Raw genomic sequence first — 13141 nt, 5'->3', positions numbered from 1 at the left:
CCTAGGGGTTGAACATCTACACCACCGTGATGGGGGGCCAGGGCCACGCCCGCTAGCATTCGCTGAGGCGGGTGTGGGCCGGGCCGCGCGGCCGGGCCCACACGTCTGTCGAGAGGTCACCACAACTGTTGAGACACCATCCTTCCGTCCGGACGTCCGTCGCGACCGCGCTCGTCGCCGTCCTCACGTCCTGCCTCGCTGCGTGCAGCAGTGCCGGCAGCGCCTCGGCCCCGTCGAGCGCATCGTCCGGATCGTCCGAGGCGCCCCTCGGCGAGCGGCCGCTGCCGTCGTTCCTGCCCAGCACATCGACGCCGGTCGACCGCGTGGTGACGGCCTCGCCCGGTCACCCACAGCTGGCGGTGCAGGGCATCGGTGTGCAGGTCGTGGCTCCGTCCGGCCAGGTGCTCGCCACCGTCACCGGCCCGAAGGTGCCGCCGTTCGTCGCGCCGCCGCCGCCGTCGGTGACCGCGATCTTCACCGTCACGCTGGCGCAGGTCACCGGCACCGTCCCGTTGCGGCTGGCCGACTTCACCATCACCGACCAACTGGGCCGCTCGTTCCACCCCACGCTGCCGGTGGGGGAGGCGCCGCCGCCGGCGACGCTCAGCGCCGCCCACGACCTCACCTTCCGGGTCACCGCGGTCATGCCGACCGGTGAGGGGCGCATCTACTGGGCACCCGCCGGCGGCAGCCCGATCGTCGGCTGGGACTTCATCGTCGAGAACGACTGAACCTCGCCGGTGATCGGGTCTTGTCCTTCGTCGCCGGTCGGGTCTTGACTGTCCGCACGCGGATCGCCGGACCCGCCGGACGGAGGTGCCCGAGGATGCGCGGACCGTCACCCCTGCTGCGTGCGGCTCCGGGACGGGTCTTCGCCGAACCGCTGCGCGGGCTGTTGCTGCTCGCGGTCTTCGGGCTCACCGCCGCGGCCGGGGTGAGCGAGCCGCTCTACCTGCAGCACGCGGGCAACGCCGCGTTCGACCAGGCGCGCGCGGACATCCAGCCGGGGGTGAACGCCGACGACCCGAACGACGTCGTCCGAGTCGTCTTCCCCGACTCGCCCTTCGCCAAGGTCGCCTCGGGACTGCTGCGCGACCTCGACCACCTGCCGCACCTGGACGCGACCGAGCTCAGCGCCGGCTCGATCACCCGCGAGCTCGACACCAGCGCCACCTACGGGTCGGTGGTGTCGGTCGGCAAGCGGCAGCAGCGCGTCCGCCTGTTCGCCGTCGACCGTCCCGCGCAGCGGCTGCGGGCCGAGGGACCGACCGCGAGCACGCCCGGCGGCGTCTGGCTGCCGTCGTCGGTTGCCACCGCGCTCAAGCTGCGCGTCGGCACGCCGGTGACGCTCTCGATCACCCTGCCGACCGCGCCGGGCAGCCCGAAGTCGGTCACGCGGTCGGCGCAGGCGCCCTTCGCCGGCGCCTACGCCGTCGACCGACACTCGGCGAGTCCCGTCGACCCGGCGGGCTCCGTGCTGTGGAGCGACCGGCACGGACAACTGCCGACCGACTCGCTCACCGGCGACAACGCCGACCTGCTCGTGACCGATCCGGCGACCGCCGTGCGCCTTTCCGCCGCGACGCAGGACCAGCTGCAGTGGGTGGCGCAGCGCCGCCTGCTGCCCCACACGACACTCGGCCAGGCCACGGCCACGGTCGCCGCGGTCAAGACCTTCAGCGATGCGGTCGAGGTGCTGCCGTCCGCCGTGAGCGGGCCGACGCCGCTGCGCGTCATGGTGCTGTCCGGCATCGCCGGCCTCACCGGTCCCGCGCACGACGAGGTCGCCGCGACGTCCGGGCCGATGCGGTCGCTGGCCCTCGCCACCGCCGGGCTGGGCCTCGTCGCACTGTTCGGGATCACGGCATTGACCGTGCGCCGACGTCGCGACGAACTGCGGCACGCCGCGTTCCTCGGCATCTCGCCGTTCACGCTCGCGCTGCACGGTGCCGTCGAGTGCCTGGTGCCGATGGTCGTGGCCGCGACCGGGGCGGTGCTCGTCGGCATCGCGGTCAGCCCGCAGTGGGGTGCGGCGTTCACCGACGGCATTCGGATCACCGCCGCGCTCTGCGGTGGCGCGCTGGCGCTCATCGCGGCCACCACCGTCGTCGCGGCGGTCGTGTGGAGCACACCCGAGTCGGTGCCGTCGGCCGCGCGCCGCGGTCGCGCCGCCGTGCCCGCCGCTATCGCCGCAGCCCTCGGCGCGGTGGTGATCAGCCTGTACGGCGACCACGGTGCGTCGGTGTCGAGCTGGCTCGCCCTGCTCATCCCGGTGGTGGGCCTGCTCGCCGTCGGGGCCATCGCGGGGTACGTCCTGGTGGGGGCGGCGCAACGTGCGTCCCGCTGCCTGCCCGCCGGCGTCCCGGACAGCACGCGCGGACGCTTCGCCGTGCGCCTCGCCCTGCGCCGGCTCGCCGCAGGCGGCCTGCTCGTCGTGCTCATCGTGGCCGGGCTGACCACGGCGATCGGCATGCTGCTGTTCGCACGCACCTCGACGGCGGCGACCGTCCGTGCCGTCGCCGACCGCACCGCCGTCTCCGTCGGCGCGCGGACGGTCGTCACCATCGACGGCTCGGCGCTGCTCGACCCGACCGCACCGGCCGCCCGGCCGAGCGCGCAGGGGCACGACCCGACGCCGCCGAGCGGCAGCACGCTGGTCTGGAACACCCAGGTCGACACCATCGACGGGGTCGGCTCGCAGCAGTTGGTGGTGATCAGTCCGCGCACGTTCCCGGCCGTCGCGTCCTGGGGCAGCGGACGCGAGCTGGCCGCCGCCCGGGCCGAGACCGCGACCTTCGTCCGGGGCCCGGGAGCCACGGCCAGACCGATCGTCCCGGTGCTCGCCATCGGCCTCGACCATCTTCGCGACGGCACGACCTTCGCCTCGACCGTCGGGTTCCAGCCGGTCATCTTCACCGTGGTCGGGCACGCCGCGCTGTACCCGGGTCTTCGGTTCGGCCTGGTCACCACGTCGACCTCGCTCTTCCCGCGGCTCGGTGCCTACGACCCGCGGCTCGCCCCTCCCCACCCCCTGTCGGCCACCCAGTACTCGGGCTTCGGGGTGTCCGTGTGGTCGCGGCACGGGCTCGGCGAGCTGCGCCGGCAGCTCGGCGGCATCGAGATCGGCTCGGTCAGCACGGCCGCGCAGATCGAGGACAGCCCGGTCTACCGCTCCGCGCGCGACGCCGTCGACTACCGCGAACTGCTCACGGCCTGCCTGGTCGTGCTCGGGGCGGCGGGCGTGATCCTGTTCGTCGAACGGACGGCCGCCTCGGCGCGGGTCTCCGAGCTGATGCTCGTCGTCTCCGGGCTGCGGGCGTCGGGTGTGCTCACCGCACGACTGCTCGAGATCGTGGGGTGGGTGCTCGCCGCCGTCGGGGCCGCCGTCGCGTCCGTCCTCGTCCTGAGCACCTTCTCGTCGCGGTTGCTCGAGTTCGGCGGCGGCGACCCGCCACCGCTCTACGTGCACGTCTCGGCGCACGACCTGCTCAGCGTCGCGCTCGCCGCGTGTGTCGGCGCCGCGGCGCTGCTCGCGACCATCAGCTGGACGACGCGGCGGCGCGTGGCACTGGAGGCGATGCGCGGTGAGTAGCGGTCCGGTCGGGCGCTGCACCGACCTCGTCAAGGTGTTCGACGCCGACACCGGGTCGGTCGTCGCGCTCGCGGGCGTCGACGTCGAAGTGCGGCCGGGTGAGGTGACGGTGCTGATCGGGCCGTCCGGCAGCGGCAAGTCGACGCTGCTCGCGATGCTCGGGCTGCGCGACACCCCGACCGCCGGCGCGGTCACGTGGGACGGCCGCCCCGCCGACGACCTGACCCGCCGCGAGCGGGCGGACCTGCGCCGCCGCATCCTCTGGGTGACGCAGCGGCCTGCGGCGGCGCTCTTCCCCCACCTGTCGGCCGAACGGCACGTGGCCCAGACGATGCGCGCGACCGGTGCCGAGCACGACGACCCCGCCGAGGTGCTCGACCGCGTCGGCCTGCTGCCGCTGCGCTCGACGCCGACGCGGTTCCTCTCCGGCGGCGAGCAGCAGCGCCTCGCCGTCGTGTCGGCCGCGGTGACGCGTCCGGACGTGTTGATCGCCGACGAACCGACCGCCGAACTCGACGACCACTCGAGCGGCCTCGTCTTCGACCAACTGCACGCGCTGGCCGAGCACGGCTCGACCGTCGTCGTCGCCACCCACGACGCCCGGGTGCGGTCGCTCGCGACTCGGGTCGTCGAGATGCGCGACGGCATCCTGGTCGCCGAGGGCGTCGGTGACGGTGCGCTGCGCGCGCGCATCGACTCGCGCCGTCGCGTCGAGCTGCCACCGGCGGCCGTCGCGGCGCTCGGCACGGAGCACGTGGACATCACCGTCACCGAGCACGGCGTGCTCCTCACCCCGGCGCGTCCGGCATGACCGCCCCGCTGCTCGAGGTGGAGGCCGTCGGCCTCGAGGTGCGCCTGCGCCGGCGTGCCCTCCCGGTGCTGCACGAGGTGACCTTCACGGCGTCTGCCGGCCAACGGGTGGCGCTCTCGGGACGCTCGGGGTCCGGCAAGTCGTCGCTGTGCGCCCTGCTCGCCGGCTTCCGGCCGCCCACGAGCGGCCGCGTCCGCATCGACGGCGTCGACGCCGACCGCATCGGCGACTGGTCGCTCGTGTCGTACCTGCCGCAGCACGCCGCGCTCGACCCGGTGCTGACGGTCGGTGAGAACGTCGCGGTCGCCACGGTGGGCACGTCGGCTTCGCCGGAACCCGCCGACGACCTGCTCGAGCGGCTCGGCCTCGGTCGGCTCATCGACCGCCGTGCCGACCAGCTGTCCGCCGGCGAGCGGCAGCGTGCCGCCCTGGCCCGCACGCTGCTCGGTGGACGCCGGTTGGTCGTGCTCGACGAACCGACCAGCGCCCAGGATGCCGGCCACCTGTCGCTCGTGCTCGACGCCGTGGATCGTGCGGCCGCCGCCGGCACGTGCGTGGTGGTCTCGACCCACGACGCCCGTGTGCTGCGGCGGTGCGACCTCGTCGTCCCGCTCGCCGACGGCACGGTGCGGGCGGTGGCCTGACGGCGTCGGCGTCCTCGGCCGGTCAGGCCGCCCGACGGACGCGCCCGAGCAGGGCGGCGAGCCCGGCCGCGGCGACGGCGTTGAGCGCGACGATGACGGCGATGGCCCAGTGCCGGTCGGCGTCGTACACGGCGCCGAGCACGATGCCGGCGGCCAGCAGGCCGGCCCCGCGCACGAGCGCGAACCACCCGAACGCCACTGCCCGGCCGGCGCTCGGGACCAGTTCGGTGACGACGGCCTTGGCGGTCGAGTCGAGCACGCCGCTGACGACGGCCCACGCGCCGACACCGAGCCACACCAGCGCCGCGCTGGTCGTGAGGGCCAACGCGGCAAGGGCGGCAGCGACCGGCACGGCGAGCAGGACGAACGGGCCACAACGGTCGTAGAGCCGACCCACGACGGGCCCGCTCGCACCGTCCACCGCCATGGCCGCGGCGAACAGCAGCGGCACGTGTGCCGCGGTGAGCACGTGATGGGTGACGGCGTGGAACGCGAGCAGCGGGAACGAGACGATCCCGACCGAGAGCAGCCCGACGAGGGCCGCGTACTGCCAGAACAGGCGCGGCAACCTGCGCGACTCGGGGTGCCCTGCGGTGTCGGGACGGGGCGTCTCCACCTCCTCGTCCTCGAAGCTGCGGGGATCAGGTACCCGCCGGCGCAACCAGCCGAGCAGCACCAGGACGGCGACCCCGGGCACGGCGAGCACGCCGAAGGCGAGGCGGTAGTCGTCGGTGCGCCAGGCCAGGACGCCGGCGAGCACGAGCGGCCCGAGCACGGCGCCGGTCTGGTCGAGGGCCTGGTGCACGCCGAAGCCGGTGCCGCGTCCGGTGCGGGCGGCGGCGAACGAGAGCAGCGTGTCCTTGGCCGGCGAGCGCACGGCCTTGCCGAGCCGCTCGCCGCCGTACAGCAGCAGTGCGGGCACGAGCGCGCCGGTGGCGCCGATCAACGGGACGCTGACGGCGGTGAGCGCGTAGCCGAGGATCGTCCAGCGCCAGTAGTGGCGGGTGCGGCTGACGGCGTAGCCGGACATGACCCGCAGCCCGTACCCGATGAACTCGCCGGCGCCCGCGGCGGCGCCGACCACCGTGGCCGAGGCGCCGAGGGTCGTGAGGTACGGACCGATGATGCTCCGCGCGCCCTCGTAGACCATGTCGGCGAGCAGGCTGACGACGCCGAAGACGAGGACGAACCGCCACGGGCTCAGCCCGGGGGCCGTGGTGCGGTCAGCGGCGGCCATGCCGGTAAGCCTGTTGCGCGAGCTCGAACAGCTGCTCGGTGTGGTGCAGGGCGAGCGCCGTGGCCGCGGCGGTGACCAGCACGAGCGCCGCGAGCACTGCGACGCGCCAACGGGCCGGCGGGCCGGCGGGGTCACGCAGCGCGGCCGTGCGGGTCACGACGTCCGCGGCGCCGGCGAACAGGACGGGGGTCGGGCGGGCAGCCCGGGCCGGTGCCGTGGCGACGCGCTCGACCGCGTCGGCGACGGTCGACCGGGACGTCGCTGCCGCGGCGTCCTCGTCGGCCCAGCGCTCACAGGCCAGCTCGAGCGCGGCGGGGATGCGGGCAAGGGTCGGCAGCACTGCCGTTGCCAGCCCTACCGCCAGCTGGTGCAGGTGGTGTCGATGGGCCAGGTGCGACCGCTCGTGGGTGAGCACGGCGCGTCGTCCGGACGCGTCCAGGTGCTGCAGCAGGGCGGAGGTCATGACGATCCGGCCGGGCCGCCCGGGAACGGCGAACGCCTGCAGCGCGGTGCTGGGCACGACCGCCAGCTCGGCGCCGGTGTCCGGCAGCGCTGCGGCCAGCCGTGCTGCATCGCGGACGCCGCCCAGGCGCCGTGCGGCGGTCAGCAGGAGGCGCGTGGCCACGACCGCGATGACGAGGCCGGCGACGGTGCCGACCGGGACGGCGTAGGGATCGCTCGCGCGCAGCACGCTCGTCGCCCACCCACCCCGGGCCCGGGCCGGCGGCGCCTCGGCGAGCGCGAGGAACGCGAGCACCGCGAGCCCGGCCGACGCCGCGCCGGCCGCGGTCACGGCGCCGGCCGACAGCCCCCAGGTGGCGCAGGCCGGCGGCAGGCGGGGGGCGAGGCGCGGCGCCGCCATGCCGAAGACCGTGGCGAGCAGCATCGGCAGCAGCAGCCAGCCCAGCATCACGGCTGGGTCCCGTCGCGCTGTCCGCCGAGCAGGTCGCGCAGGGTGGCCGCGTCCTCGGTGCTCAACGAGCCGAGGAACCGGGCCAGGACCGTCGACCGGTCACCGCCCCGGTCGAGGATCGCCTGCATGCGCGCCGCAGCGAGACCCGCGTCGTCCAGGACGGGGGTGTACGCGTGCGCCCGGCCGGCCGTCTCGCGCTGCACCGCGCCCTTCGCGTGCAGCCGGGTGAGGATCGTCTGCACCGTGTTGTAGGCCAGTCCGGTGCCGAGCGCATCGACGACCTCGGCGGTCGTGAGTGGGCGTCGCGCCGCCCACAGCGTCGCGAGCACTTCCGACTCGAGACCGCCGCTCGCCCGCCGCTTCGTCACGCGAACCGGACGATGCTGGCGGCACCGGCGACGAGGCAGTAGATCGCGAACGGCGTCAGGGTGCGTGTCTCGAACCACCGGGTCAGCCACCGCACGGCGGCGTAGGCGGCGACCCCGGCCACGACGAAGCCCACCAGCACCTGGCCGTGGATGCCCTTGCCGGCGGCACCGGCGAGGTCGGGCAGCTTGAGCACGCCCGCGGCGAGGATCACCGGGGTCGCGAGCAGGAACGAGAAGCGGGCGGCGTCGCGGTGCGACAGCCCGCGCAGCAGACCACCCACCATCGTGATGCCGGAGCGCGAGATGCCGGCCAGCAGGGCCAGGGTCTGGAAGGCACCGATCACCGCGCCCTCGCCGTAGTGCAGGGTGGCGAGTCGACGGGCGGGTCGCTCGACCCGCACGGCGACGCCGCCGTCACCCGGCGTCGCCGACGGGCCGCCGGTCGCCGCGTCCGCCGTGTCGTCCATGTCCTCCGGGTCGATCGGCGCGCGCCGGCGCAGCGCCTCGCCGGCCAGCAGGATCAGCCCGTTGATCGCCAGGAAGACCGCGGCGGCGAGCGGCTTGGCGAACCGCGTGCGGAAGGTGTGCTCCAGCGCCAGCCCGGTGATGCCCACCGGGATCGTCGCGATGACGAGCAGCCAGGCGAGGCGCTCGTCGGCGTCGCGAGCCACGATGCGTCGCTGCTGCACCGTCGGCCGCAGCGTGCGCAGCAGCCCGCGGATGATCCGCACCCAGTCGTGCCGGAAGAACAGGACGAGGGCGAGCGCGGTCGCGACGTGCAGCGCGACGATGAAGGCGAGGTACGGGCTGGACCCGCTGTTGCCCGTGGCCGACTGGGTGACCAGGCTGTTCCAGCTGCCACCGATCCATGCGGGCACGAGCACCGAGTGCCCGAGGCTCGAGACCGGGAACAGCTCGGTCACGCCCTGCAGCAGCCCGATCACGACCGCCTGGAGATAGGACAGCACAGCAACTCCTCCGCCGGGGAGGAGGACCGTCCCCACTCCTACGAACGTGTAGGAGATTAGCGGCCGTGATCGTCCGCAGCGATCGCGACGCGGCGGTCCTTCAGGAATCGGTCAAGGTTCCGCGGCCGCCGGTCGGCGGGACCAGGCGCAGCCCAGGAGCCCGGACGGCACCACGCTCGCGATCATGGACCTGACGAGCTCTTCGACGATCCCGGGGCACTTCAACCGCGCTGCAACCACGTTCCCGCATGGTCGGCCGGTCAAGGTCGATCGCCGGACATCGGCGCCGCGCCCAGTGGCCGTGTGCGCCGCGCGCATCCGGAGGACAGGAGCAGGTCATGCGGTGGAACAGCAAGCTCGCGGGCATCGCGGCGATGGCCGTGGTCACGGTGCAGGGGGTCGCGCCGGTCGCGGCCGATGCGGCGGTGCCGCGCATCATCGATCTCGGGACGCTGCCCGGCGGCTCGCAGAGCGACATCTTCGGCACCGACGATCACGGGCTGTGGGTCGGGGCTTCCGACGACGGCAACGGCGACCAGCACGCCGTCCTCTGGCAGGACGGACGGATCCGTGACCTGGGCGTGCCGACGGCCCCACCCGACGGCCCTGAGGTCTGGGCCTCGGACGTCAACCACCACGACGTCATCGTCGCGAACGGCGCCGAGTCCGCTGCGCGCCAGGACGTCTCGCGCGCCTACGTCTGGCGCGACGGTCAGGTGCGACCGCTGCCCATGCCACCCGGAGCGGACGCGAACTGGTCGAGCTTCGTCCGGCGGATCGACGACGAGGGCACCGCCGTCGGCAGCATCACCGACGACGCCGATCCCGCGGTCGAGCACCCGGTGGTCTGGCCGCACGGCGGTGCCCCGCGCTTCGTGGAACTGCCCGCGGGCTACGACGGCGGAGCCGTGCTGGGCATCGACGACCGCGGCGACCTCGTCGGCCAGATCTACAACCAGGACGTCGGGCTGGCGGTCCGCTGGGATCGTGCGGGACACGCGCACCCGCTGGGCAGCGCCGACCAGGACGGCTTCAGTCAGGCCAATGTCGTGGACGAGGACGCCACCGCTGCCGGTGTGTCCGACTTCGGACACACGCTCCCCGGCGCCGAAGCGGTGACGTGGCGCGACGGCACCGAGCGCGGGCTCGGCTTCTTCCCGGGCGGCGACTTCAGCTGGGTCTACGCGACGAACGGCCACGGCGCGTACGCGGGCGTCGCCGGCATCGGCGCGTTTCCGGATGACACCGAGTACGTCATGATCGTGCGCTGCGGGCCGCACCCGGTGCCGCTCACCCTGCTTCCGCTCTCACGCCGGTTCGGGGACGCCACCGGTGCGGCCCACGCCGTCTCCGCCGATCTCACGGTCGGCGGCGACAGCGAGACCGCGGACGGCGAGATGCACGCGACGTTGTGGACGCACGCCTTCGACCAGGGGTTCGTCCCGGGCTCGGTCGCCGCGAGCAGCGTGCGGGCGGGCTGACGCCACGGCCAGAGCTGCCGTCGCGGTCGCACAGGACGGCGCCGTTCTCGGTCTGGAGGCGTGGACCAGCGTTGACCGGCTACCGCAGCCGGGCGATCACCGGGTCGGCGTCGGTGAGGGCGACCTGGAACGGCGCTGTGGTGCGCGCGCTCGCCATCGAGATCACGACGTCGTCGGCGAGATACGACCGGACCTCGGCGAAGTCCTCGTCGAGACCGGTGCCCCGCGCGCGCTACGACGCCGCGATGGATCGGAGGACGATCTGACGCTCGCCCATCCCGTCCATCCGGGCACCTCCGTCGGTGGTCGGGCACTTGCCGGCGGCGATCGGTGCCCCCGGCAGGATTCGAACCTGCGACGCCCGGCTTAGGAGTCCGGCGCTCTATCCCCTGAGCTACGAGGGCGGGGAAGGACGGGCCGTCCGTTCCCCCGTCCTGACCGGGCCAGTCTTTCAGATCACCGCCGGTGCCGCAGCGACAGGTGATGTGCCCGGACGTATGCCCGCGGGCGATCACCGCGGCAGGGGCAGGCCCTGCGCAGCGGTCGGGAACGCCTCGACGTCGGCGACGCCGTTGCTGAACGCGCCGTTGGTGACGACCAGCGTCGAGCCGTCGAAGGCGGGTTGGGTCGGGTACGACAGGCCGTCCGACCGATCAGCGAGGACTGTGGGGCGTCCACTCGCGACGTCGATCCGGACGAGGCGATTCGTCCGGTTGACCGTGGCGACGACGTTGCCTTCGGTGTCCACGGCGATGCCGTCGATCGTGCGCAACTGCTCCTGCTGCGTCACGAGCACGGGCGCGAGGGGCGCCCCCGATGCCGACAACGGCACCCGCACGAGCCGTCCGCTGTCGGAGACCGCGACATAGAGCGCGTGCCCGGTGGGATCGAACGCGACGCCGTTCGGCCCGAGCCCCTTGCTCGGCGCGAGCAGTCCGCCGCTCACCCACGGGGTCGTCAATGTCGTGTGGGAGGCCGACGGCGTGAAGCGCCAGAGCGCACCGAGGTCGCTGTCGGACACGACCAGGTCGGCGCCCTGCACCGCCAGGCCGTTCGGGAAGCTGCCGGCCGGGAGGGTGAGCACGCGTCGCGCCGCGCCGCCGCCGGGCGGGACGACGAGGACGCCGGGCGCCGGGTCGTCGGACAGCGTCGCGACCGCGACGTACAGGTCGCCGGCGCGGTCGAACGCGAGACCTGTGAGCAGGCCGCTACCGATCGGCAGCCCGGAGGCGTACGTCGTGACCTCACCGGCCAGCGACACACGAACGATCGAACCGGCGAAGCCCAGGGAGACGTAGAACGCACTGTCGCGCACGGCCACCGACTCGGGGAACGACCCGGCCGGAAGGACGGCGATCGGTTGCGGTGGGTTCGGGCCGCCAGGGGTACCGGCGGTCGCGGGTGCCGCTGCCGTGAGCACGAGCGCCGCCACCGCCGAGACGATGCCGATGCCGATGCCGTGTGCCGTCCGCCGTCCGTGTGCCATGCCGTCCGACCTCCCGCCGCCGACGTCCTCACGACGACGAGACGCCGTCAGAGCGCCCCGGGATAGGGACTTGTGGCGCGTCCGTCGCCCGGCGGCCGGACCCCGACGAGCAGGGGGCGAACATCACGGTGGACGGCGGGCGTCTCCCGGGTAGGAACCCGTGCAGCGAGCTCGCTGAACCCATGCGAAGCGGACAGACCCTGATGGTGTGAAGGATGACCGTCGACGACGCCGAACCACTGGCGCCCTGCGACCCCGGCGCCGCCCCGATCACGGACTGTGCGCGGTGCGCCGTCCTCGAACGCGACCTCGCGCTCGCGCGCCAGCAACTCGCGCGGGCCGAAGTGACGATGGCCGGGATGGTCGAGGCCCTCGGCCGCGCCCGCACCATCGGTGCGGCCGTGGGCATCGTGATGTCGGCACTCACCCGCACGCAGGACGAGGCGTTCGCCTACCTCGTCAAGGTGAGTCAGCGGCTGCACGTGCGAGTGCGCGAGCTGGCCGAGGAGATCGTGCTCACCGGCGCCGTGCCGGAGCTGCCCGTCTCGCGACGGAACACGGACCGGCAGGCGTCGGCGCCGTGATCAGCCGGTCGGTGCGAGCAGCGCGCGGATCGCGTCGTCGCCCGGGCGCACGCTGACCGTCTTCGGCTGCACCTTGGCGGCGGCGTGCAGCTTCGCGACGTCGCGGATCTGCTGCGGCTCGACCAGGCTCACGACGGTGCCCGAGGCGCCGGCGCGGGCCGTGCGTCCGGAGCGGTGCGCGTAGGTCTTGCTGTCGGCCGGCGGGTCGTAGTGGACGACCAGGTCGAGGTCGTCGACGTGGATGCCACGGGCCGCCACGTCGGTGGCGACGAGCACGCGGCTGCGTCCGGTCGTGAAGGCGTCGAGCGAGCGCTGGCGCTGGTTCTGGTTGAGGTTGCCGTGCAGCGCCTCGGCCGCGATGCCTCGCTTGCGGAACTGCTTGGCCAGCCGGTCGGCGCCGTGCTTGGTGCGGACGAAGAACAGCGTGCGGGTGTCGCGCGCGGCGATCTCGGCGGCGACGTCGACCTTGTGCTCGTGCACCACGGTGAGCACGCGGTGGGTCATCGTGCCCGCCGGCGTCTCGTCGCGGTCGACGGTGTGGATGCGCGCGCACGGCAGGTAGCGCTGCACGAGGCGGTCGACGTCACGGTCGAGGGTGGCGGAGAAGAGCAGGCACTGGCGTCCGGACGGCGTGGCGTCGAGGATCTTCGTCACCGCGGGCAGGAAGCCGAGGTCGGCCATGTGGTCGGCCTCGTCGAGCACCGCGACCTCGACGTCGGCGAGCGACACGGCACGCCGGTCGAGCAGGTCGACGAGCCGGCCGGGTGTCGCGACGAGCAGGTCGACGCGACCGCGCAGAGCGTTGATCTGCTTGCCGATCGAGAGCCCGCCGACCACGACGACGATGTCGAGCCCGAGGGCGTCGGCGAGCGGACGCAGCGCGGACTCGACCTGCGCGGCGAGCTCGCGTGTGGGCAGGAGCACGAGACCCCGCGGCGCGCCGGGCCGCGGACGCGAGCCCTGGCTCAACCGGGTGAGCAACGGCAGCCCGAACCCGAGCGTCTTGCCCGAGCCGGTGCGGGCGCGGCCGAGCACGTTGCGACCGGCGAGCGCATCG

The 13141-nt window shown here is 74.0% G+C and carries 13 protein-coding genes and 1 tRNA gene; 7 read left to right on the top strand and 7 right to left on the bottom strand.

The window, feature by feature from the left end; all coding sequences use genetic code 11:
- The first annotated feature begins 128 nt into the window (after positions 1-128).
- The 4 genes from ACTHMS_RS19640 to ACTHMS_RS19625 all read left to right on the top strand — a co-directional run bounded on the left by ACTHMS_RS19640 (position 129) and on the right by ACTHMS_RS19625 (position 5047).
- Positions 129-731: a hypothetical protein gene (locus tag ACTHMS_RS19640; protein WP_440308351.1), complete on the top strand. Its 603-nt coding sequence runs from the start codon at positions 129-131 to the stop codon at positions 729-731.
- A 95-nt stretch (positions 732-826) separates the two neighbouring features.
- Positions 827-3592: a hypothetical protein gene (locus ACTHMS_RS19635; RefSeq protein ID WP_440308350.1), complete on the top strand. Its 2766-nt coding sequence runs from the start codon at positions 827-829 to the stop codon at positions 3590-3592.
- Positions 3585-4403 carry an ABC transporter ATP-binding protein gene (locus ACTHMS_RS19630; protein ID WP_440308349.1) on the top strand — a complete coding sequence of 273 codons (819 nt, stop codon included), beginning with the start codon at positions 3585-3587 and terminating at the stop codon, positions 4401-4403. The genes ACTHMS_RS19635 and ACTHMS_RS19630 overlap by 8 nt, the downstream gene beginning before the upstream one ends.
- Positions 4400-5047, top strand: coding sequence for an ATP-binding cassette domain-containing protein (locus ACTHMS_RS19625; RefSeq protein ID WP_440308348.1), 648 nt, complete (start codon positions 4400-4402; stop codon positions 5045-5047). The genes ACTHMS_RS19630 and ACTHMS_RS19625 overlap by 4 nt, the downstream gene beginning before the upstream one ends.
- A gap of 22 nt (positions 5048-5069) precedes the next feature.
- Here ACTHMS_RS19625 and ACTHMS_RS19620 read toward each other — a convergent pair whose 3' ends face one another.
- Genes ACTHMS_RS19620 through ACTHMS_RS19605 form a run of 4 tightly spaced genes read right to left on the bottom strand, consistent with a single transcriptional unit; the run spans position 5070 to position 8533 of the window.
- Complete coding sequence (locus ACTHMS_RS19620) at positions 5070-6284, bottom strand: MFS transporter (protein WP_440308347.1); 1215 nt, start codon at positions 6282-6284, stop codon at positions 5070-5072.
- Positions 6271-7194 carry a M56 family metallopeptidase gene (locus ACTHMS_RS19615; RefSeq protein WP_440308352.1) on the bottom strand — a complete coding sequence of 308 codons (924 nt, stop codon included), beginning with the start codon at positions 7192-7194 and terminating at the stop codon, positions 6271-6273. Before ACTHMS_RS19615 ends, ACTHMS_RS19620 begins: the two co-directional genes overlap by 14 nt.
- Positions 7194-7565: a BlaI/MecI/CopY family transcriptional regulator gene (locus ACTHMS_RS19610; RefSeq protein ID WP_440308346.1), complete on the bottom strand. Its 372-nt coding sequence runs from the start codon at positions 7563-7565 to the stop codon at positions 7194-7196. Before ACTHMS_RS19610 ends, ACTHMS_RS19615 begins: the two co-directional genes overlap by 1 nt.
- Positions 7562-8533 carry an undecaprenyl-diphosphate phosphatase gene (locus tag ACTHMS_RS19605; RefSeq protein ID WP_440308345.1) on the bottom strand — a complete coding sequence of 324 codons (972 nt, stop codon included), beginning with the start codon at positions 8531-8533 and terminating at the stop codon, positions 7562-7564. Before ACTHMS_RS19605 ends, ACTHMS_RS19610 begins: the two co-directional genes overlap by 4 nt.
- Positions 8534-8871: 338 nt before the next feature.
- Between ACTHMS_RS19605 and ACTHMS_RS19600 the strand changes: the two genes are divergently transcribed.
- Positions 8872-10014 (top strand): hypothetical protein, encoded by a 1143-nt coding sequence (locus tag ACTHMS_RS19600; RefSeq protein WP_440308344.1) that lies wholly within the window; start codon positions 8872-8874, stop codon positions 10012-10014.
- Between the two features lie 71 nt (positions 10015-10085).
- Positions 10086-10280: a hypothetical protein gene (locus tag ACTHMS_RS19595; RefSeq protein ID WP_440308343.1), complete on the top strand. Its 195-nt coding sequence runs from the start codon at positions 10086-10088 to the stop codon at positions 10278-10280.
- Positions 10281-10345: 65 nt separating this feature from the next.
- Here ACTHMS_RS19595 and ACTHMS_RS19590 read toward each other — a convergent pair.
- Positions 10346-10418, bottom strand: a tRNA-Arg gene (locus tag ACTHMS_RS19590).
- Between the two features lie 107 nt (positions 10419-10525).
- Positions 10526-11500, bottom strand: coding sequence for an SMP-30/gluconolactonase/LRE family protein (locus ACTHMS_RS19585; protein WP_440308342.1), 975 nt, complete (start codon positions 11498-11500; stop codon positions 10526-10528).
- A gap of 215 nt (positions 11501-11715) precedes the next feature.
- Here ACTHMS_RS19585 and ACTHMS_RS19580 point away from each other — a divergent pair, with 215 nt between their 5' ends.
- Positions 11716-12084, top strand: coding sequence for an ANTAR domain-containing protein (locus ACTHMS_RS19580; RefSeq protein ID WP_440308341.1), 369 nt, complete (start codon positions 11716-11718; stop codon positions 12082-12084).
- On the opposite strand, the gene ACTHMS_RS19575 is transcribed toward ACTHMS_RS19580, so the two are convergent.
- On the bottom strand, positions 12085-13141 hold a 1057-nt coding region (locus ACTHMS_RS19575), incomplete at its 5' end, for a DEAD/DEAH box helicase (RefSeq protein ID WP_440308340.1).

The sequence above is a fragment of the Jatrophihabitans sp. genome (assembly GCF_051960575.1).
In the GTDB taxonomy this organism is placed as follows: Bacteria; Actinomycetota; Actinomycetes; order Mycobacteriales; family Jatrophihabitantaceae; genus JBQCEE01.
This window is presented reverse-complemented; position numbering and strand designations above follow the sequence as displayed.